Origin of the sequence: Sphingobium algorifonticola, from assembly GCF_004005485.1 — a bacterium.
In the GTDB taxonomy this organism is placed as follows: domain Bacteria; phylum Pseudomonadota; class Alphaproteobacteria; order Sphingomonadales; family Sphingomonadaceae; genus Sphingobium; species Sphingobium algorifonticola.
Window position 1 is genome coordinate 587,095 of the sequence record NZ_RZUL01000001.1, and the last position, 21,268, is coordinate 608,362.

The 21,268-nt window shown below is 63.8% G+C and carries 12 protein-coding genes; 4 read left to right on the forward strand and 8 right to left on the reverse strand.

Features of this window, described 5'->3' with window-relative positions:
* Positions 1-20 precede the first annotated feature (20 nt).
* The 3 genes from ENE74_RS02930 to ENE74_RS02940 form a co-directional block, all read right to left on the reverse strand.
* On the reverse strand, positions 21-1,088 hold the full coding sequence (locus ENE74_RS02930; protein ID WP_127689129.1) for a tyrosine-protein phosphatase: 1,068 nt from the start codon (positions 1,086-1,088) through the stop codon (positions 21-23).
* A 24-nt stretch (positions 1,089-1,112) separates the two neighbouring features.
* Positions 1,113-3,755, reverse strand: coding sequence for a TonB-dependent receptor (locus tag ENE74_RS02935; protein ID WP_127689130.1), 2,643 nt, complete (start codon positions 3,753-3,755; stop codon positions 1,113-1,115).
* Positions 3,756-3,872: 117 nt separating this feature from the next.
* Complete coding sequence (locus tag ENE74_RS02940) at positions 3,873-4,949, reverse strand: phytase (protein WP_164847358.1); 1,077 nt, start codon at positions 4,947-4,949, stop codon at positions 3,873-3,875.
* A gap of 195 nt (positions 4,950-5,144) precedes the next feature.
* Between ENE74_RS02940 and ENE74_RS02945 the strand changes: the two genes are divergently transcribed.
* On the forward strand, positions 5,145-7,457 hold the full coding sequence (locus ENE74_RS02945; RefSeq protein ID WP_241241790.1) for a TonB-dependent receptor plug domain-containing protein: 2,313 nt from the start codon (positions 5,145-5,147) through the stop codon (positions 7,455-7,457).
* Between the two features lie 204 nt (positions 7,458-7,661).
* Here the strand turns inward: ENE74_RS02945 and ENE74_RS02950 are convergent, their stop codons facing one another.
* The 3 genes from ENE74_RS02950 to mutS form a co-directional block, all read right to left on the reverse strand.
* Positions 7,662-9,290, reverse strand: a complete 1,629-nt coding sequence (locus tag ENE74_RS02950) for a helicase HerA-like domain-containing protein (RefSeq protein WP_127689131.1) — start codon at positions 9,288-9,290, stop codon at positions 7,662-7,664.
* 82 nt (positions 9,291-9,372) lie between these two features.
* A complete protein-coding gene (locus ENE74_RS02955) occupies positions 9,373-12,147 on the reverse strand; it encodes a [protein-PII] uridylyltransferase (protein ID WP_127689132.1) in 2,775 nt (924 codons plus the stop codon).
* A gap of 43 nt (positions 12,148-12,190) precedes the next feature.
* On the reverse strand, positions 12,191-14,803 hold the full coding sequence (gene mutS, locus ENE74_RS02960) for a DNA mismatch repair protein MutS (protein WP_127689133.1): 2,613 nt from the start codon (positions 14,801-14,803) through the stop codon (positions 12,191-12,193).
* Positions 14,804-14,924: 121 nt separating this feature from the next.
* Between mutS and ENE74_RS02965 the strand changes: the two genes are divergently transcribed.
* Both ENE74_RS02965 and ENE74_RS02970 read left to right on the forward strand, forming a co-directional pair.
* The gene (locus tag ENE74_RS02965; RefSeq protein WP_127689134.1) at positions 14,925-17,186 is read left to right on the forward strand and encodes an NADP-dependent malic enzyme; all 2,262 of its coding nucleotides are present in this window, start codon (positions 14,925-14,927) and stop codon (positions 17,184-17,186) included.
* A gap of 154 nt (positions 17,187-17,340) precedes the next feature.
* Positions 17,341-18,111 (forward strand): SapC family protein, encoded by a 771-nt coding sequence (locus tag ENE74_RS02970; RefSeq protein WP_127689135.1) that lies wholly within the window; start codon positions 17,341-17,343, stop codon positions 18,109-18,111.
* 231 nt (positions 18,112-18,342) lie between these two features.
* On the opposite strand, the gene ENE74_RS02975 is transcribed toward ENE74_RS02970, so the two are convergent.
* Complete coding sequence (locus ENE74_RS02975; protein ID WP_127689136.1) at positions 18,343-19,266, reverse strand: N-formylglutamate amidohydrolase; 924 nt, start codon at positions 19,264-19,266, stop codon at positions 18,343-18,345.
* 152 nt (positions 19,267-19,418) lie between these two features.
* On the opposite strand from ENE74_RS02975, the gene cpdR reads away from it, so the two are divergent.
* Complete coding sequence (gene cpdR, locus ENE74_RS02980; RefSeq protein ID WP_127689538.1) at positions 19,419-19,796, forward strand: cell cycle two-component system response regulator CpdR; 378 nt, start codon at positions 19,419-19,421, stop codon at positions 19,794-19,796.
* Between the two features lie 69 nt (positions 19,797-19,865).
* Here cpdR and ENE74_RS02985 read toward each other — a convergent pair whose 3' ends face one another.
* Positions 19,866-21,191: a dicarboxylate/amino acid:cation symporter gene (locus ENE74_RS02985; RefSeq protein ID WP_127689137.1), complete on the reverse strand. Its 1,326-nt coding sequence runs from the start codon at positions 21,189-21,191 to the stop codon at positions 19,866-19,868.
* Between the last annotated feature and the right edge of the window lie 77 nt (positions 21,192-21,268).

Below are 21,268 nucleotides of genomic sequence, written 5' to 3' on the forward strand. Positions count from 1 at the left end.
ACAGGCGGCCGGTCTGCCCGCTATTCCAGATAACGCGCCCGCAGCGCCGCAACCTTGACCGGCGTAACGCCCAATTCCTTGTCCATATAGGCCTCGACCGATCCGTACTGCGCTTCGATGCCGCGGAAGAACTTGGTGAGATAGGCTTCGCCATCCTTCGCGTACAGCGGTTCGGCTTTCACGCCGCCGGGCTTCTTCATCGCAGCGGCATAATATTGCAGCACCGGATTATTGGGATAGTCGGCGGGATTGACCGGGGGCATTTCATATTCCGGGCGACGTGTCGGCGTGGACAGATGATAGTCCGTCATGATGATGTCGCGCGGCACGCCCAACGCCGTCAGGATCAGCGCGCTGGCAATGCCAGTGCGATCCTGGCCAGCCGAGCAGTTGTAGACCACCGCACCCTCGTCCGCGAGCAGTCGCGCGAAGATGGCGCGGAATTGCGGTTTGAGCATGATGCCAAGGCCGCCGTAGAGATTGTCGGGCAGCGTGATGCCGCCGTCGGGCCGTGTCTGCATTGCCGCGAACATGGCCTTGGCCGAATAGTCGTTGGCGATGAACAGCGCGCCGGTGCGGTCGTCAAGCAGCGTCGGCGCAACTTCCCGCTCCTCGATCGAGCGCAGGTCGATGACCGATCCGATCTTGAGACCCTGTAACTGGGCATAATCCGCCTCGTCGAGCAGCGGCATCGCGCCGGACCGGAAAATATGGCCCCATTTGACATGCTTGCCACCAGCGGCGGGATAGCCCCCCAGATCGCGGAAGTTCGATCCCTTGTCGAGCGGCAGGATGCGTTCGGCGACACGCGTCGTCTGACCGGTCTTGCGGTCCTTCAGCAGAAAATAGGTCCGGGTCGCCTTGTCCGCCGGAACGGTCTCCATCCCGTCGCGGTCGTTTCGCACGATCAGTCGCGCGGTTCGGATCGTAGCGTCGGGATCGGTGGCGGCGTAGATATCGACGGCCCCGGCGTCCTTCCAGTCTATCCGCACCGTCGCGGTATCGATCCGCGTAACGTTTGCCTGATCGAGCGCAATGGCCGGGGCGGCACTGCCCAGCAGCAGGGCAAGGGCGAGAAGGCGTTTCATGGCAGGCATCTCCCTCAACAGTTTTCAGAAGCCGAAGCGGACACCGAACAGATAGCGACGGCCGATCTGTTCCACTTCGGTCGGGCGCGCCTCTGTGCCCTGATAGGCCGAATAGGTCGCATCGGTCAGGTTCGAGAGGTCGGCAAACAGCGTGAAATTGGGATTGATCTGATAGCGCAAGGCGACATCGAGATTTTCGTAGCCCTTGCGATATTCGTCCCCCGTCACCGCCGCGCCGGTGCCGAAGGTCAGCGTTTCGAGCCAGTCGCCGCGCCACTGATAGCTGATGCGTGCCGAAAGCCCGTATTTCTCGTAATAGAGCGACGCGTTGGCAACGATATCCGACGTGCCCGGAAAGCCGATGTCCTTGCGGTCGGCGGTGTCGAACGCGCCGTCGAGATAGGTGATGTTGCCCTGAAACCCGAAGCCGTCGAGCGCGCCGGGCAGGAACGTGAGCTGCTGCTGATAATTCAGCTCGATGCCGTAGAGATAGCCCTTGTCCCCGTTGAACGTCGATACCAGCAGATAGCGCGACCGATCAACCCCGTTGCTGTTGTACGCGTCCGTCCCGGCGATCTGTTGCGTGGAATAGAGGACATTATCGACCCAGCGATAGAAGCCAGAGAGCGACAGGATGCCCGAACCCGGCAGATAATATTCGACGCTGCCGTCCAGCCCCCAGGTATATTCCGGTTTCAGCAGCGGGTTGCCGCCGCCGATGGTGCCCGGCGAGGTCGTGTCGTTGATCGATGCGCTCACCCGGATCTGGCCGAAAGACGGGCGGGCGATGCCGCGCTGTCCGGCGAGGCGCAGCACCAGATCGTCCGACAGGTCGAAGCGCGCATTCACACTCGGGAAGACATCGGTATAGCTTTGCCCTTCGGACAGCGGCACGAGCGTGCCGTTGGCGAGCGCCCCCGTGCCGACGTTGCCCAGCTTCATATGTTCGACGCGGACCCCGGCGACCACCTGGCCGCCGGCGAACTCGAACTTGCTCATCGCGTAGCCCGCCAGCAGATTTTCGGTGATATTGTAGCGGTTGGTGACGGGGACATTGGTGGCCGGATTGTAACGCCCGGCCGCCTGCAGCGCGTCGAGGATGGCGTCCACATCCTTGCGCATCCGCACATTGTCGACATAGTTGAGCGTGATGCCGAGCGGGAAGCCGGTATCCCATTTTTCGCCGGTCACATAACTGCCGGGCGCAAAGCTGAGACCCACGGTCGCGGGCGCGGTGGCAAGGTTGATGACGTTGCTCGTCGCGAATGTATAGCCGTCGATCCTCCGGTCCGCATACAGCCCGCCCGCCGAGAGAGTCAGCCCTTCGAACTCGCGCGACACATCGAACTTGACCGTGTAGCTGTCCGAGAATGTATCCTGCACGGCGGGAATGAGGATCGCACCGCTGTTGACCGTGGTCTGGTCGAGACCACTGAGTGCGGGGCCGCGCACGAAGCTGCCCGGCGTGGTGCCCGGCACCGTCTGGAATAGCGACACGATCGGGAAATTGGGATTGCTGAAATCGAAACTGAGCGACGGCGACGTCGCGGTCGCGGTGCTCGCCTGTACCAGCGGCAGATAGGTGGTGTTTTCCGTGCGCGTATAGTTGAAGGCGAAGGACGCATCCCAGGTATCCGTATCGAAATCGCCGCCGACGGTGTTGATGTAGTTGCGGGTACGATATTCGCCGTAATTGAATGTGCCGCGCACCGGCACACGGACCAGATCGCCGCCGCTCAGGCTGCGTGTACCCGAAAGCGCGCGATCCAGCCGAAACTCATATTGATGCCGCTGCTCGTCGTCGTTGAACTCGGTATAGATCGTCTTGGCATAGAAACGCTGGCCTTCGACCGGGGCATATTCGATCCCCGCGAACAGGCCGTTGTTTTCCCGCAGCAACTGATAGTTGCGGATGTCCAGCTCGGTCGGCCCGTTCGCGTCGTACAAGCCGACTTCGCGATTGTCGGTCACCTGCTTGCGGCGATAATGCGATCCGCCGATCACGATCCCGAAGATGTCGTTGGACCAGGATGCGCGCAGCGATGCCTGCCGCTGCTCGCCCTTGCCCAATTCCATGAAGCCGTAGCCCACGTCACCCTGAATATGCAGGCCCTTTTCGGCCATCGGCGAATAAGTGCGCAGATCGATGTTCGCGACGATCGCCTCCGACTGGATATTGGGCGTCAGCGACTTGTTGATGGCAATCGCGCTCAGCAGCACGGCGGGAATCGCATCGAAGCGATAGGCGCGGGTTTCGCCGCCTTCATCCACACCGATTACCGGAATGCCGTCTACGCTGACCGAGGTCCAGCGGTTGGGCGCGCCGCGCACCTGGATGTAGCGTTCCTGCCCCTGGTCGCGCTGCACCGCCACGGACGGCAGGCGTGCCAGCGCGGCGGCGCTGTTCTGGTCCGGGAAGCGACCGACCGAGTCGGCGGCGGCGATATCGACCAAATTGTCGGCGCGACGCTTGGCGTCGATCGATGCCCCCTGCGCCGCGACGATCGATCCGGTGACGACGATTGCGTCTTCATAGGCGTCTTCCGGTGCCGGGGCGACGGCCGGAACGCCGGCGTCCTGCGCCTGTGCCGCGAATGGCGACAAGGCCAGAGCGAGTGCCGAACCGGAAACAATGTGACGGGCAACAGCCCCCTTGCGCAAGATCATGAACCAACCCCCCGGATGTCTACCGGGAGGCCATTAGGCAGGCTTCATGACAGCGCAGGTGCAAATCCGCGTCGGTGCCGCGACTCTTCCGTTACGGAAATGCGGCAGTGCCGCAATTCATTGCAATCCCAATGCCTTTTCGATGTCACCCCAGGCAACCAGCTTGAAGTTCTGCGCAGCGGCTGCATTGTGGCCATCCTGCGCGATGAACAGGCCACCGGGATAGGCCGGGCCGAAATCGCCCAGCATCAGGTCGATCCCGTCGGTTTCCTCGCTGCCACCGATCGCGCCATCGACGATCCGGAAGCGGCCGACATAACTGTCGTCGGACAGGCGATAGAGCACATAGGCATTGTCGCCCTGGCTCGATACGATGACATAGCCGTCCTTCTCGCCGACCGGCGCGATCGCCACCCCTTCCGCATCGGCGACGATATTGCGATTGTCGGCCGCCGCGATTTTCACCGGCGTTGTCGATCCGGTCACAGCGGCATCGAAGCGCCACAGGCCGACATCTTCCTCGGCCACGTACAGTCGCCCGGTCCGCTCGTCCGCTGCGCAGCCTTCGGACTGAGTGGCCAGTTTCAGGCTGCGCACGATTTTTCCGGTGGGCACGGTGCCGGACGCATCGATTGCCACCTGATTGATCGTTCCGTCCTTGACGACCATGAACGCGTAAAGCGCCGTCGCATCGCGATAGAAGCACACGCCATAGGCCTCCCCGACCCCTGCATCGATCGTGCCGAGGGGCGTGAGCTTTGCCGTAGCCGGATCAAGACGAAAAAGCGCCAGCTTGGCGCGCGCCAGATCGTTGCGGTCGCTGGCCGCGACCAATATGCCCGGCGCGCCATTGATAACGACCTGATCGCGCAGATCGACGTTATTGACGCGGCCCGCATCGGAAAAATCGCGCACCTTGCCGTCCAGGCCATAGACATAGACGCCTGCCTTTTTGTCGGTCCCGACAATCAGGCTGGCGGCGGGATCGCTGGCGTTGCGCCAGATGGCCGGATCGTCGGCAGCGTCGGCATTGGTGGTGCCGACCGGCGTCGTCTCGCCCCGCGCGGTGACGGAGACCGCAGGCGCTGCATTGGCGATCCGCACCGCAACGGGCACCTCGGCCGGGGTGCAGGCACTCAGGGCCAGGCCCATCAGGCCCAGTTGCACCAATCCGCGTTGCCCTGCTGCCGTCATGCCGTCCCCCTTATGTAGGGGCGTCTGTTGCGGTCAAAGCATTGCAGTTGCATGACAAACAGATGACGGGAAGGGATCTGAACGTAACATATGCGACATCAAACGTCATGATGCAGTCATCGTTCGGACGCTGCCCTGTCAACGAATGTCCATAACGCCCCGGTCAACGATCTATCGTGACCAGGGGGAATTACCATGACCATCGGAGCGCAGCGCACATCTGTGCGGACATTGCTGGCACTGGGCATCGCGACGGCGGCGCTGATCGCCGGGTCCGCCTTCGCGCAGGACGCGCGCCCAGCCGATGAGGAAACGCGGCGCGACGACCCGATCATCACCTCCAACGATATCGTGGTGCAGGCCGGTATCGGCTTTCGTAACCGCAGCGAGGACAGCGCCGAACCGACGCTGCAATATGGCACCGAATATTTTCAGCGGTTCGAGCCACTGACCGCCGGCGATGCGCTGAAGCGTGTCCCTTCGGTCACCTTCCTGTCGGACGTCATCGAAAGCGACGGTGCGCGGCTGCGCGGCCTGCCGCCCGGCTATACGCAGATTCTCATCAACGGCGAGCGCGTACCCGGCTCCGCCGCTGACCGCTCCTTCTTCCTCGACCGCATTCCGGCCGAGCTGATTTCGCGCGTCGAAATCATCCGCTCGTCGTCGGCCCGGCGCACGGGCGACGCCATCGCCGGTTCGCTCAACATCGTGCTGCGTGACGGCTATCAGCTTGACGGCGGCTATGTGCGCGGCGGCGCGCTGTATTATGACGATGAAGAGTTCGAGCCGAGCCTGGGCTTCGTCTATGGCGGGCAGGTCGGTCCCGGACGTCTGCTGCTCGGCGCAAACCTCCAAGGGCGGCACAATCCCAAGCTCAAGAGCAGCCTGCGCTACGGCGACTCGCCCGAAAACAATCCCGATTTCGCCGAAGACGATTTCGACAATCGCGAAGACCAGACCGACACCCGCGATGGCAAGGATTACAGCTTCAACGGCACCTATGAGATCGACGGCGACACGACCGATTTCAAGCTGAACGGCTTCTACGTCCGCACCGACCGGACGGAGACCGAGCGGTCGTTCGAATATGACGATCCGACCGCGACCACCGGGCCGCTACCGGGCGGCAATCTGCTGTCCGACAACGCCAATGTGAACGAGATCGACCAGGAAAATTACAGCATCGATGGCAAGCTGAGCCACGAATGGTCGCTGGGCACGACATCGCTGCGCGTCGGCTATGCCAAGTTCGACGAAAAGAGCCGCGAAACCGAATATCAGATCGATTTCGATGTCGATGACGACGAAGACCCGGTGTTCGAAGGCGCGCTGACCGCCACCGATATCGTCGACGAAGAGTTTTCGGTGAAACTCGACCATACGTTCAAACTCAGCGAAGAAATCAATTTCATCGTCGGCGGCTATCTCCAGAACAAACGCCGCAGCACCGCCATCCGCGATACGGATGAGGAAGACGAGATTGCCGGTCTTGCAGCGCGCTGGAACCAGTTTTCCGGCAATCCGACCAGCCTGTCGGGTGGCCTGCGCGAAGCCGATGTGGAAGACACCGACGGTGGCGTCAATCGCATCCGTGAAGACCGTCGTGACGTGTTCGCGCTGGTCGAAGGCAAGCATGGCGGCTTCTCCTGGGAAGCGGGCCTGCGCTATGAAACGACGGACCTCAAAATCACCGACTTCACCGAAGCGGCCGCGATCCCCGAACAGGGCAACAGCTATGAAAAGTTCCTGCCCTCCGCCTCGTTCAAGCTCGACCTGACGCCGCAGGACCGGATCATAGGCTCCGTCGCCCGGACCAACCGTCGCCCGGATTTCAACTTCATTTCCCCCGCGCTGCTGGAGGAGGAAGTGGGCGACAGCGACCTGCTCGGCAATCCGCAGCTTGACCCGGAAACCGCCTGGGGCTTTGACCTGGGCTATGAACGGCGCATCGGCCGCGGCGGCATCTTCGGCGTCAACATCTTCTATCGCGACGTCAAGGATCTGATCGAGCTGACCAACACCGGCGAGGAAGGCTCCGAAGGCGAAGGCACGTTCGTCTATCAGCCGCAGAATGTGGGGGACGGCAAGGTCTATGGCATCGAGTTCGACCTTTCGACCGATCTGGGCTTCGTGGGCCTGCCCAATACCGGTGTGTTCGGCAACTTCTCCTATCTGGACAGCGAAATCACCGATTTCCTGGGCAAGCGCCGGTTCAACAGCCAATCGAAATATGTCTACAACTTCGGCTTCATTCAGGACATTCCCTCCGCGCAGGTCGCCTTCGGCGCGAACCTATCGCAAGCAGGGATCGGCGTTCGAGCGGGTTCTGGTGGAAGAAGTCACGACCACTTATGGCGCGGACCTCGAAATCTTCGTGGAAAAGCGCGTGGGCAAGAGCTTTACGATCCGCGCGGTCGGCTCCAACCTGCTGAATGGCGCCAAGCGCGAAGTGTTCAACAAGTTCGACAATCTGGCCGACCAGACTGCCCGCGACTTCGACGAATATGAGCTGGAAAGCGAAAAGGCCGGGCCGGTGTTCCAGCTCATCGCCCGCTACGCCTTCTGACAAACATCGGTTCCCCGGCGAAAGCCGGGGTCCAGGGCAACGAAGTGCAATTCTGTGAGACTCTGGACCCCGGCTTTCACCAGGGAACAGCCTGACTTAAATGTCAGTCAGCACAGTTGGTTCGGAAGCAGCCTCAAATCGCGTCCCTATTTGAACAGGCCGCCCAATATCCCGCGCACCAGCCGACCCGCGATCCCGCCGCCGCTCGACTTGCGGGTCGATCCGCCGAACACGGCCTTGCTCAATTCGTTGGCGACCTGACGCCCGACGGTCGAGGCGGCGGACCGGGTGGCGGATTGGACGGCCTTTCCTAATGCGGAAGGCTTGGCGGCCTCGCGCGCGGCGGCAGCCTCAGCCCGCGCCTGTTCCCGCAACGCCTGCTCGCGAGCCTTCGCCTCGATCTTGGCCTGCGCGGCAGCGGCCTTTTCGGCTTCCGCCTGGGCTTTGCTGGCCTGTGCCGCCGCCGCTGCCGCACTGCCCCGCGCTGCCAGTATCTCTTCGGCCGATTCGCGATCGATCGCCTCGTCATATTTGCCCGCCACGGGCGAAATCGACTGGATGATCGCGCGTTCCTTCGCATCGAGCGGACCCAGGCGCGAGCGCGGCGGCGCGATCAAGGTGCGCTGCACGATCGAGGGCGATCCATCGTCCTGCAACACGGAAACCAGCGCCTCACCGGTCTTGAGTTCGGTGATCGCCGTCGCAATGTCGAGATCGGGGTTGATACGGAACGTCTCCGCCGCCGCCTTGATCGCTTTCTGATCGCGCGGGGTGAAGGCGCGCAAGGCATGCTGGACCCGGTTGCCAAGCTGGCCCGCGACATCCTCGGGAATGTCGATCGGGTTCTGCGTGATGAAATAGACGCCCACGCCCTTCGACCGGATCAGCCGCACGACCTGCTCGATCTTGTCGGTCAGCGCCTTGGGCGCGTCATCGAACAGCAGATGCGCCTCGTCGAAGAAGAACACGAGCTTGGGCTTTTCGGGATCGCCGACTTCGGGCAGCGTCTCGAACAGTTCGGAAAGGAGCCACAGCAGGAACGTCGAATAGAGCTTCGGGCTTTGCATCAGCTTGTCGGCGGCAAGTATGTTGATATAGCCGCGGCCCTTGTCATCCACGCTCAGGAAATCATGGATGTCGAGCGCGGGTTCGCCGAAGAAATGCCCGCCCCCCTGGCTGTCGAGTTGCAGCAACTGCCGCTGGATCGTGCCGACGCTGGCCTTCGTCACACTGCCATATTTCGCCGAGAGCATGTCGGCATTTTCGGCGCAAAAGCTGAGCATCGCCTGGAGATCGCCGAGATCGAGCAGCAGCAGCCCTTCCTCGTCGGCATAGCGGAAAGCGATCGACAGCACCCCTTCCTGCGTCTCGTTGAGGTTCATCAGCCGGGCAAGCAGCAGCGGCCCCATCTCGCTGATCGTCGTGCGGATCGGATGCCCCTGCTGCCCGTACAAATCCCAGAAGATCGCCGGATTGTCGGAATAGCTGTAGTTCTCCAGCCCGATTTCGGCGGCGCGCGCCACGAGCTTGTCGGCATTCTTGAAGGTCGGCGATCCCGCCATGGCGATACCGGCAAGATCGCCTTTCACATCGGCCACGAACACCGGTACACCAGCCGCGGAAAAGCCCTCGGCAATGCCTTGCAACGTCACCGTCTTGCCGGTGCCGGTCGCCCCGGCGATCAGCCCATGGCGATTGGCGCGCTTCAAGTTCAGCGACTGGCGCGCGCCGCCCTGCGGATCGGGGGCCAGACCCAGAAAAATGCCCTCGCTCATATCGCAACTCCCCATCAGACCCGCGCGAGACTAGCCAAGCAGGCCATGCATGGGAAGGCCGCACAGCGCCGCCGGGAAAAGCTCAGGCGACTTCGCGGCTGCGCTCGATCACTTCGGTCAGTTCGGCGCCGGCGGCTTCGAGCAGGCGACGCTCAAGCGTCTGGAGACGCGCCTTGCTCTCGATTTTGCCGCCAAGCAGGTCGGTCACATAAAATGTATCGACCGCCCGCTCGCCATAGGTGGCGACATGCGCGCTATGGACCGTCACCTTGGACTGGAACAGCGCATTGGCCAGCGCGAAAAGCAAGGCGGGGCGGTCGCGCGCGTTGATTTCCACCACCGTGAACCGGTTGGAGGCCTTGTTGTCGATCAGGACATTGGGGACGATGTGAAACGCCTCTGCCCTGGTGCGCGGGAGCGGTCGCGCCTCCAGCCGGGTGATGAGCTTGTGCCGGTTGGCCAGCGCCTCCTCGATCATCCGCTTGATGCGGTCGAGCTGATCCGGGCTGTCGAAACGGCCGCCGAACGGATCCTGCACCAGGAAATTGTCGATCGCCATGCCGTCGCGCATTGTGTGGATGCGGGCATCAATGATGTTCCCGCCTGCCAGATGGATGGCGCCCGCCACGCGATAGAACAGGCCGGGATGGTCGGCGGCATAGACCGTCACCAGAGTCGCGCCGCGCTGCGGATAGACTTCGGCGGCGATCGACAGGGGCGCCTTGCCCGCCGCCATCACATGGCGGACATTCTGCGCCAATATGTCGTCCGGCTCCGCGATCCAGTAGGATTCGGGGAAGCGTTTGGTCAGCGCGGAGAACACGGCATCGCTCAGGCCCATTGCCGCCTGAAGCGCCTCCTGCTTGGCCTCGACCTTTTCTCGCCGCCCGTTCTGCTTGTGGCCCAGCCGCAGCACTTCCTCCGCCGCGTCATAGAGATCGGTCAGCAGCTGCCGCTTCCAGCTGTTCCACACACCGGGGCCGACCGCGCGGATATCGACCACCGTCAGGATCAGCAGCAGTCGCAGCCGCTCGGGGCTTTGCACGACATCGGTGAAGTCCATGATCGTCTTGTAGTCGGACAGGTCCCGCTTGAAGGCCGTTGCCGACATCAGCAGATGATAGCGCACGAGCCAGGATACCGTCTCTGTCTCCGCCGCACTGAGGCCGAGGCGCGGGCACAGCGAGAGGGCGACGTCCGCACCCAGCAGGCTGTGGTCGCCGCCGCGCCCCTTGGCAATATCGTGCAGCAGCACCGCGACATAGAGCACCCGGCGCGACAGCAGCTTGTCCATAAGGCCGGTGCACAGCGGATGGTCGGTCGCGATGTCGCCCTTCTCGATCCGCGCGAGCAGCCCGACGGCGCGGATGGTATGTTCGTCCACGGTATAATGGTGGTACATGTCGAACTGCATCTGCGCGACGACGCGCCCGAAATCGGGAATGAAGCGGCCGAACACGCTGGCCTCGTTCATCCAGCGCAAGACGGTTTCCGGGTCGCGCGGCGACGTCAGCACGTCGAGAAACGCGGCATTGGCGCGCGGGTCCTTGCGGATGTGCCGGTCGATTAGATGGGCGTCGCGGCTGGCCGCGCGAATGGCGGAGGGATGGATCGCCAGCCCGTGCCGGTCCGCCACGGCAAAGATTTCGATCAGGCGAACAGGGTCTGCCTGGAAAAAATCGTCGGAGGGCAAGGCGATGCGCCCCCGGTCGAGAATGAAGCCGTCAAGCTTTTTGGGGCGGCGGAAGAAGCTGGGCACATAGCGGTGCCCGCGCGCCGCCTGCCGGTCGTCGAGATGCGCCAGGAATACGGCCGTCAGATCGCCGACGATCTTCGCCTGGAGGAAATAATAGCGCATGAACCGCTCGACGGCGGACCGGCCGTTGCGCCCCGCGAAATGCGTCCGCTCGGCAATTTCCACTTGCAGGTCGAACGTCAGCCGGTCCTCCGCACGCCCGGTAATCATGTGCAGATGGCAACGGACGGCCCACAGGAAATCCTCGGCCTTCTGAAACTGGCGCAGCTCCTGCCGGGTCAGCAGCCCGGCGTCCACCAGCTCGGCTACGGAACGGACGCGATTGACATATTTGCCGATCCAGAACAGCGTATGCAGATCGCGCAGGCCGCCCTTGCCTTCCTTCACATTGGGTTCGACGACATAGCGGCTGTCGCCCATCCGCCGGTGGCGCTCATCGCGCTCCTCCAGCTTTTCGGCAACGAAGGCCTTGGCCGTGTCTTTCACGACTTCGGCGTCGAACCGCCGCGACGTCTCCTCATAGAGCGCGCGATCGCCCCAGATGTAGCGCGCTTCGAGCAAGGCGGTGCGGATGGTGAGATCGCCTTTCGCCATCCGCATCGTCTCGTCAATCGATCGGCTGCTGTGCCCGACCTTCAGGCCGAGGTCCCACAGCGAATAGAGCATCGATTCGATGACCTGTTCGGTCCATCCGGTCGGCTTCCATGGCGTGATGAAACCGATGTCGACGTCGCTGTGCGGCGCCATTTCGCCTCTGCCATAACCGCCCACGGCAATCAGCGTCAGCCGCTCCGAGGTGCTGCGATTGCCTGCGGGGTGCAGATAATGGGTGGTGGCGTCATAGAGCAGGCGCAGAATCTGGTCGATCAGGAAGGCAAAAGCGGACACCGTTTCCCGGCCACGCGTCGGATGCGCGGTCAGCCGCCGCGCCGCTTCTTCGCGCCCGGCTTCCAACGCCAGCCGCAGTTCGCCGACGATCGCGACGCGCACCGCCTGAACATCGCCATCGCTCTCCTGCGCGAGCACGGCGATGCGGTCGGCAACGATGCGCCGGTCGATGATCGCACGGCGATTGGGAAGGCTGTCGAACAGGGTTGGCATGGGCGCTATGTAGGGATTGCGACGCGCAGTGGGAACCGCTGATTTAGGGGCCCTCAATCAGGGCCTTCAGCCGATAGAGCATGTCGAGCGCCGCGCGCGGGCTGAGCGTATCGATATCGAGTACGGACAGCGCCTCGCGCAGGGGGTCGGCGGGTGGGGTCTCGCGGGCAGCAGACACGGCGAAAAGCGGCAGATCGTCCAGGCCCGCGGCAATGCCGCCGGTCTTTGCCTTGCCTGCCTCCAGCCGGGCCAGCACATCCTTGGCGCGCGCCAGCACGGCAGGCGGGAGGCCCGCGAGACGCGCCACCGCCAGACCGTAGCTGCGATCGGCGGGACCCTGCGCCAGCTCGTGCAGCAGCACCAGATCCCCTTTCCATTCCCGTGCGCGAACATGGTGGAGCGACAGCGCGTCGAGCTTTTCAGCAAGGCGCGTGAGTTCGTGATAATGGGTCGCAAACAGGCAGCGGCACCGGTTCACTTCATGCACCGCCTCGACCACCGCCCAGGCGAGCGCCAGCCCGTCATAGGTGGATGTGCCGCGCCCGACTTCATCGAGGATGACGAAGCTGCGTTCGGTTGCCTGCGCCAGGATCGCGGCGGTCTCCACCATTTCGACCATGAATGTCGATCGGCCCCGCGCGAGATTGTCCGACGCGCCGACCCGGCTGAACAACCGATCGACAAGGCTGATCCTGGCCGACGCGGCAGGCACGAAGCTGCCCGACTGCGCTAGAATGACGATCAGGGCATTCTGGCGCAGGAATGTCGATTTGCCGCCCATGTTCGGACCGGTGACCAGCCACAGCCGGTCTCCGTCGGACAGGCGGCAATCATTGGCGACGAACGCCTGGCCCTGGCGGGTCAGCGCATCCTCCACCACCGGATGCCGGCCGCCGGTAATGTCGAGGCAGCGCCCGTCGGCAAAGTCAGGACGGCACCAGCCGCCTTCCGCCGCCCGTTCCGCCAGCGCGGCAGCGACGTCCAGCCGCGCAAGCGCGCGCGCCGTCGCATCGATCGCACGTCTGCGAGCGAGCGCGCTTTCGATCAGTTCCTCCAGATGCGCGGCCTCGGCGGCGAGGGCGTGGCCGCCTGCCTGCGCGACCCGGCTCGCTTGCTCGTGCAGATCGACCGAATTGAAGCGCACAACCCCGGCCAGCGTCTGGCGGTGGGTAAAGCCGCTGCCCTCGCGCATCAGCGCGTCGCCATGCTTCGCGGAGACCTCTACATGATAGCCAAGCACCGCATTATGGCGGATCTTGAGGCTGGCGATGCCGGTCTGTTCGCGATAGCGCGCCTCCAGCGCAGCGATGGCGCGGCGGCCATCGCCCGCCATCCGGCGCAATTCGTCGAGCGCCGCATCATAGCCGTCGGCAATGTAGCCGCCGCCACCGCTTTCCGTCGGCGGGCTGGGTACCAGCGCGCGCGTCAAGCGGTCGACGAGTTCGCCGTGCCCGTCCAGCGTCGGCAGCAGTGCGTCGAGCAGGGCCGGACGATCGGACAGCGCACCGAGCCGTTCGCGCAGCAACCGCGCCTCGCCCAGCCCGTCACGCAACTGGCCCAGATCACGCGGCGAACCTCGACCCATCGCGATACGACCCAGCGCCCGCCCGATGTCCGGCAAGGCGCGCAATGCACCACGCAACGCGCCGCGCAGTCCGCTGTCGCCGTGCAGCCAGGCGACCAGCGCCAGCCGCGCATCGATGTCCTGCCTGTCGAGCAACGGCGCGGACAGATCCGCCGCCAGCAGCCTTGCGCCCGGTCCGGTCACGGTACGATCGACGGCGGCCAGAAGGCTCCCGGCGCGGTGCCCCGCCATCGTCTGAACGATTTCCAGGCTCTCGCGCGTCGCTGCGTCGATCGCCATATGCGCGTCGGTGCTGCGGCGCACGGGAATGGCGAGGAAAGGCAATGTCCCCTTGCCCGCATGATCCAGATAGGCCAGCAACCCGCCCATCGCCGCAAGCTCCGCCCGGCTGAAGCTGCCGAAGCCGTCAAGCGTCGCCACCGCATAATGCCGTTTCAACAGCGCCTCGGCGCGCAGCGAATCGAATGCGGCGCGATCGAACGGATAAGCGGCATAGCCGGTGTCGATCGCCAGGCCCGATGGCATAACCACCTCGCTCGGCCGCAGCCGGGCCAGCTCCGCGCCAAGCTGGGCGGGCGTGAGCGTCATCGTTTCGAAACGGCCGTTGGAGATATCGGCCGCCGCAAGCCCATAATCCGGCCCGACCTGCGCCAGCGCGACCAGCATATTGTCCGTCCGCGCATCGAGCAGCGCGTCCTCGGTCAGCGTGCCCGCCGTGACATAGCGCACGATCGCGCGCGCGACCAAGGCCTTCGACCCGCGCGCCTTGGCCTCCGCGGGCGTTTCCGTCTGTTCCGCGATGGCGACGCGGTGGCCCGCGCGGATCAGCCGGGCAAGATAGGCTTCGGCGCTGTGCACCGGCACGCCGCACATCGGGATCGGTGCGCCATCATGTTCGCCGCGCGACGTCAGCGCAATGTCGAGCGTCGCCGCCGCCGCTTTCGCATCGTCGAAGAACAGTTCGAAAAAATCCCCCATGCGGTAGAACAGCAGGCAATCGGCGGCCTCTGCCTTCAATGCCAGATATTGCGCCATCATCGGCGTTGGCGCGGCGGGAGGAGAATGGACCATGGCCCCGCTGCGATAGCGGCTCGCGCGACACGGCGAAAGGGACAGATATTTGCGGCGACGCTTGTCCAACTGCCGTCAATGCCGCTAGTGCTGGGCAAGGCAGCGTGGCGGGAGCAGGAGCATGAGCGACAAATCGAATGTGGAGTTTTCCGAACGGGAAGCCCTCTTCTTCCATTCGACGGGACGCCCCGGCAAGATCGAGATCATCGCATCCAAGCCGATGGCGACACAGCGCGACCTCAGCCTTGCCTATTCCCCCGGTGTCGCCGTGCCGGTGCAGGCGATCGCAGACGATCCGGCGACTGCCTATGACTATACGGCCAAGGGCAATCTGGTCGCGGTCGTATCGAACGGCACGGCCATATTGGGTATGGGCAATCTGGGCGCGCTTGCCTCCAAGCCGGTGATGGAAGGCAAGGCGGTGCTGTTCAAGCGGTTTGCCGACGTCGACTCGATCGACATCGAGCTGGACAGCGAGGACCCGCAGGCGATCATCGATGCCGTCGCGCTGATGGAGCCGACCTTCGGCGGCGTCAATCTGGAAGACATCAAGGCGCCCGAATGCTTCATCATTGAGCAGGCGCTGAAGGAACGCATGAACATTCCCGTCATGCACGACGATCAGCATGGCACGGCGATCATCTGCGCAGCAGGGCTTATCAACGCGCTGCACCTGACCGGGCGTGACATCCGCGACGTGAAGATCGTGGTGAACGGTGCAGGCGCGGCCGCGATCGCGTGCACAGAACTGATCAAGGCCATGGGTGTGCCGCATGATCAGGTCATCATGTGCGACCGTACCGGCGTCATCTATCAGGGTCGCACGGCGGGCATGGACCAGTGGAAGTCGGCCCATGCGGCCAAGACCGACGCGCGGACGCTGGAGGAAGCCTTGAAAGGCGCGGACATCTTCCTGGGCCTGTCCGCCGCCGGCGCGCTGAAAGGTGACATGGTCAAGGACATGGCACCGCAGCCGATCATCTTCGCGATGGCCAACCCCAATCCCGAAATCACCCCGCCGGAAGCCAAGGCCGCCCGGCCCGACGCGATCGTGGCGACGGGCCGTTCGGATTATCCCAATCAGGTCAACAATGTGCTGGGCTTCCCGTTCATCTTTCGCGGCGCGCTGGATGTGCGGGCGACGGCGATCAACGAAGCGATGAAGATCGCCGCCGCGCAGGCGATCGCGGCGCTGGCGCGACAGGCGGTGCCGGAGGAAGTAGCCAAGGCCTATGGCAAGTCGCACAGCTTCGGCGTCGACTATATCATCCCCGCACCGTTCGACCCGCGCCTGATGGAAATCGTACCCGCCGCAGTCGCCCAGGCGGCGATGGACAGCGGCGTGGCGCAAAAGCCCATTGCCGACATGGCAGCCTATCGCCAGTCGCTCAAGGCCCGCCTCAATCCGACGACATCGGTGCTGACGCTAGCCTATGAAGGTGCCAAGGCCGAACCCAAGCGCGTCGTGTTCGCCGAGGGGGAAGAGGAAGTGGTGCTGCGCGCGGCGATCCAGTTCCGCGACGGCGGCTATGGCATTCCCGTGCTGGTCGGGCGACAGGACGTGTACGACCGGCTGCGGGCGCTGGGCGTGAGCGATCCGCACAGTTTCGAAGTGCACAACAGCGTCAATTCGCCGCTGGTGCCGCGGATGGTCGATCTGCTCTACCAGCGGCTGCAACGGCGAGGCTATCTGCATCGCGATTGCGAGAGGATGGTGAACCGCGATCGCAATATTTTCGGTGCACTGCTGCTCAAGCTGGGCGAGGCCGAGGCGATGATTTCGGGCGTCACGCGCACCTATTCGCAGACGATGCGCGAAGTGCGCCGGGTGATCGATCCGATCGAGGGGCGAACGCCGTTCGGCATTCACGTGCTGGTCGGGCGCAGCCACACCGTGTTCATGGCGGACACCACCGTCAACGAGCGGCCGGGCGCGGCGGAGCTGGCCGACATCGCGATCGGCACAGCGGCGGTGGCGCGGCGCATGGGACATGATCCGCGTGTTGCCTTCCTGTCCTATTCCACTTTCGGCAATCCTTCGGGCAACTGGCTGACGAACCTGCGCGAGGCCGTCGCCATTCTCGACGCGCGCGGGGTCGATTTCGAATATGAAGGGGAAATGGCGCCGGACGTGGCGCTCAACCCGGCGGTGATGAAGAATTATCCGTTCTCGCGCCTTTCCGGCCCGGCCAATGTGCTCATCATGCCCGGTCTGCAATCGGCCAATCTGTCCGCCAAGCTGTTGCGGGAACTGGGCGGCGATTCGGTTATCGGGCCGATGCTGGTCGGTCTGGAAAAGCCGGTGCAGGTGGCAACCATGGCATCGACCGCGTCGGAGCTGGTGACGCTGGCTGTGCTGGCGGCGGGCGGCATCGCGCTATAGGGCGCAGGCGGGCGCACCATCCCGGCACAGACGGCCGGTGCCCGGATAAAGCCATTGCCTCGGGCGCGCGGGACCATTACTGCGCTGTCCCCATCTGACCAGTGTGCATCGACCAGCTTGCGCGGTCCGTGCCGATCCGAACAGGGAGAGACCTATGGCCACCGCGCCCAGCAATGCACTGCCGATTTTCTACAACGACCTCATTCCGCTCAACAGCCAGGAACATGGCGACTATCATATTCGCGCATCGGACAGCGCGCCGTTCCTTGCCAACCAGCATGCCGTGCCGCTCACGATCGACGAGTTCATCACCGCGCAGCGTTTCGTGCCGATCATCTTCTCGTCGGGCAACGATCCGGTGCCGCTGGCGCTGATGGGCCTCAACGAAGGCGTCAACACCTTTCTGGATGACGAAGGCAAGCTGCGCGGCCCGGCCTATGTTCCGGCCTATGTCCGTCGCTATCCCTGGATGCTGGCCAAGCTGCGGCCCGACAGCGAAGAGCTTTCGCTGTGCTTCGATCCGACCAGCCCGCATGTCGGCGCGTTCGAGGAAGGCGATGCCCTGATCGTCGACGGCCAGCCGACCGAAACGACCACCAACATCCTCAAGTTCTGCGAAGAGTTCGAGCAGGCTGCCGCTCGCACCGGCCAGTTCGTCGGCGAGTTGAAGACGATGGAGCTGCTGATGGATGGCGAAGTGTCCATCCAGGTGCCGGGTCAGGAACAGCCGTTCATCTATCGCGGGTTCCAGATGGTCAACGAGGACAAGCTACGCGAGATGCGCGGCGACCAGCTGCGCAAGATCACGCAGAACGGCATGCTGCCGCTGATTCACGCCCATCTTTTTTCGCTGCAGCTGATGCGCGATATCTTCCAGCTTCAGGTCGATCAGGGAAAGATGCCGGCCGTTCCGGCACCGCAATAAGCCCCAGAAACAGTCGGTTCTGGCGCAATTTTTCAAAAAAGGTTGTCAAAACGCACCGGTTTTGCGGTGGGGTGGCTTGAAACTTCGCGCGCTTGCGCCTAACTCCTGTTGATGCAGCGCACCTGTCCCCCTTTCGGGTGCGATGTATGGATGTCTCCCTTGCGGGAGACGTCTCCTCCCTGAACCTAGGCCACCCCGTGTTTACACGGGGTGGTTTTTTATGTGCCGCAACTATTCCGCGGCCTGCGCAATGGTACCGGGCCATTCATCGGCCAATATGTCCGCAAGGCGCACCAGCATGGCCTGCATCGTTGCCAGTCCCGGTCCGGGCCGGTCGAGTGCCGAATCGAGATAGAGGCTCCGGTCGACTTCGACTTGCAAGGCGTGGATGTCACGTTCCGGCCGACCGTGGCGTTCGAGCAGATAATTGCCCGGATAGGGGTGATTCTGCGCGACGTGCAGACCCGCCAGGGCGAACATGTCGTGCGCGCGGGCGATCAGCCGGTGCGAGGCGCTGCGCCCGAAGCGGTCGCCGAGCACGATGCGGGCGGCAGGCTGCGCATCGATTTCCGGCAGCGGCGGCATCGAATGCACGTCCAGCAAAATCGCATAGCCGAAAGCGGCGCGCGCCCGCGCAAGCCGGTCCGCCAAGGTCGCATGATAGGGCGCATGCACCGCCGCAATGCGCTGCCGCACGTCAGCCCAGTCGATCGGGCCGCGCCACAGGTCGCCCACGCCGGGCAGACGACGGGGCACCAACCCCAGGCCGCCGCGCAGCTTGGCACTCGCCAGCAGGGGGACGCCGTGCGGCAGGCTTCGCAGCATCACCGGATCGATTTCGCGCGTGTCGCGATTGAGATCGATAAGCGCCCGCGGCGCATGGGCCAGCAGCACGTCATGTCCGCGCGCAATCAGCCCGTGGACCAGCAGGTCGGCATAGCGATCCTCCAGGCGGCGCAGCGTCGCTGCCGGCACGCGCGACAGGGCCAGCAGCGGCGCGGGATACGCGCGCCCGGCATGCGGCACAGACACGACCACAGGGCTGGCGGGCGGCGCATCGATCCCGTCCGCCCCGTACAGGTCGAACGCCGGGCAGCGCAGCAGCGGCGCACGCAGGGCCGGAACGCCATTGCCCTGCTCATCCGTTGCCCCCATCAAGTCCCCCTTGCCGCCGCGCAAAATGCATCGCGCGTCTGGAAAAAATTAAGGGCTTGTCGCATAAGGTGCGCGCTTACGCCAAGCCCGCATTGCAGGTGCGGCGGTGCGCCCGGTGGCCGTGGCGCCCAACGGAAAGAGTGATGAAGACGATGGTGCGGATATTGCTGGCCGAAGACGACGATGCGATGCGGCAGTATCTTGCCCGCGCGCTGGAGAAATCGGGTTATGAGGTCGTAGCGGTCGATCGCGGAACCGCCGCGCTGCCGCTGATCGGGCCCGATGCATTCGACCTGCTGCTGACCGATATCGTGATGCCGGAAATGGACGGCATCGAACTGGCGCAGCAGGCAGCGACGATCGCGCCGGACATGCGCGTGATGTTTATCACCGGTTTTGCCGCCGTCACCCTGAAAGCGGGCAAATCGATGCCGCAGGCGAAGGTGCTGTCCAAGCCGTTCCACCTTCGGGATCTGGTGCTGGAGGTCGAGCGGATGTTCGGCCAGCAGAGCGCCACCGGCCTGAGCTAGAGTGATTTCAAGTGAAATGGAACATTTCACGGCTCGGAAATCACGGTAAAATAAAGAACTGGCCCGCCGTCAATCGGGAATGATTTCCTGCGTTCCCGCCGCAGGATCGAGCGGGGTGCCCGCCATTGCGGCATTCAGCCGGTCGCGGTCCAACCCCCCTTCCCATGCGGACACCACGACGGTCGCGACTGCATTGCCGATGAAGTTGGTCAGGCTGCGGCATTCGCTCATGAACCGATCGACCCCCAGAATGAGCGCCATGCCTGCCACCGGTACGCTGGGTACGATCGACAATGTGGCCGCGAGGGTGATGAAGCCGGCGCCGGTCACCCCGGCCGCGCCCTTTGAACTGACCATGGCGACCAGCAACAGCAGAACCTGCTGTTCGAGCGACAGATGCACATCGGTCGCCTGCGCGATGAACAGCGCCGCCAGCGTCATGTAGATGTTGGTCCCATCGAGGTTGAAGCTATAGCCTGTGGGCACGACAAGACCGACGATCGACTTGCGGCATCCCGCCCGTTCCATTTTCTCGATCAGGCTGGGCAAGGCCGCTTCGGATGACGAGGTACCCAGCACCAGCAGCAGTTCCGCCTTCAGATAGACGATCAGCCGCAGGATGCTGAACCCGGCGATGCGGGCGACGGCGCCGAGCACGACGAGCACGAACAGCAGCGACGTCAGGTAGAAAGTCGCGACCAGCCCCGCCAGATTGGCGAGCGTACCGATGCCATATTGGCCGATGGTAAAGGCCATGGCGCCAAAGGCCCCGACCGGCGCGGCCTTCATGAGCAACGCCACCAGCCGGAAAATGGCATGGCTCGCCGATTCAAGAACGGTCATCAGCGGCGTCGCCTTGTCCCCGATCATGGTGAGCGCGACGCCGAACAGGATGGCGACGAACAGGACCTGCAGGATATTGCCTTCCGCCACCGCCGATACCAGCGTCGCGGGGATGATGTTGAGCAGGAAGGCGGTCAGCGTCTGGTCATGCGCCTTGTGCGTATAGTCAGCCACCTTTCCCGCATCGAGCGAGGCGGGATCGATATGCAGGCCCGCACCTGGCTGAACCACATTGGCGACGATCAACCCGACGACCAGCGCAAGGGTGGAGAAGGTGAGGAAATAGGCGAAGGCCTTGGCCGCAACCCGGCCGATGGCACCCAGTTCCTTCATCCCCGCGATGCCGGTGACGATGGTGAGGAAGATGACCGGCGCGATGATCATCTTCACGAGCTTGATGAAGGCATCCCCCAGCGGCTTCAGGCTTGCCCCGGTTTCCGGCCAGAGGTGGCCGACCAGCACACCCAGCGCGATCGCCACCAGCACCTGCACATAAAGGTGCCGATAGAAGGGCAGCGGCGTCATCGGTGGATGGGGTGTCAGCGGCAGCATCGGCTATCCTTGTTCGGTTCCCGCTTCGGGCCCTGTTCGGTTCCCGCCTCGGGCGAATATGGCGAGGGACTATCCCG

Bases quoted from the DNA above. Each gene is read 5' to 3' on its own strand.
- ENE74_RS02945 (WP_241241790.1), top strand. From the start codon at position 5,145: ATGACCATCGGAGCGCAGCGCACATCTGTGCGGACATTGCTGGCACTG.
- ENE74_RS02940 (WP_164847358.1), bottom strand. From the start codon at position 4,949: ATGACGGCAGCAGGGCAACGCGGATTGGTGCAACTGGGCCTGATGGGC.
- ENE74_RS02955 (WP_127689132.1), bottom strand. From the start codon at position 12,147: ATGCCAACCCTGTTCGACAGCCTTCCCAATCGCCGTGCGATCATCGAC.
- ENE74_RS02935 (WP_127689130.1), bottom strand. From the start codon at position 3,755: ATGATCTTGCGCAAGGGGGCTGTTGCCCGTCACATTGTTTCCGGTTCG.
- ENE74_RS02985 (WP_127689137.1), bottom strand. From the start codon at position 21,191: ATGCTGCCGCTGACACCCCATCCACCGATGACGCCGCTGCCCTTCTAT.
- ENE74_RS02975 (WP_127689136.1), bottom strand. From the start codon at position 19,266: ATGGGGGCAACGGATGAGCAGGGCAATGGCGTTCCGGCCCTGCGTGCG.
- ENE74_RS02950 (WP_127689131.1), bottom strand. From the start codon at position 9,290: ATGAGCGAGGGCATTTTTCTGGGTCTGGCCCCCGATCCGCAGGGCGGC.
- ENE74_RS02930 (WP_127689129.1), bottom strand. From the start codon at position 1,088: ATGAAACGCCTTCTCGCCCTTGCCCTGCTGCTGGGCAGTGCCGCCCCG.
- mutS (WP_127689133.1), bottom strand. From the start codon at position 14,803: ATGGTCCATTCTCCTCCCGCCGCGCCAACGCCGATGATGGCGCAATAT.
- ENE74_RS02970 (WP_127689135.1), top strand. From the start codon at position 17,341: ATGGCCACCGCGCCCAGCAATGCACTGCCGATTTTCTACAACGACCTC.
- cpdR (WP_127689538.1), top strand. From the start codon at position 19,419: ATGGTGCGGATATTGCTGGCCGAAGACGACGATGCGATGCGGCAGTAT.
- ENE74_RS02965 (WP_127689134.1), top strand. From the start codon at position 14,925: ATGAGCGACAAATCGAATGTGGAGTTTTCCGAACGGGAAGCCCTCTTC.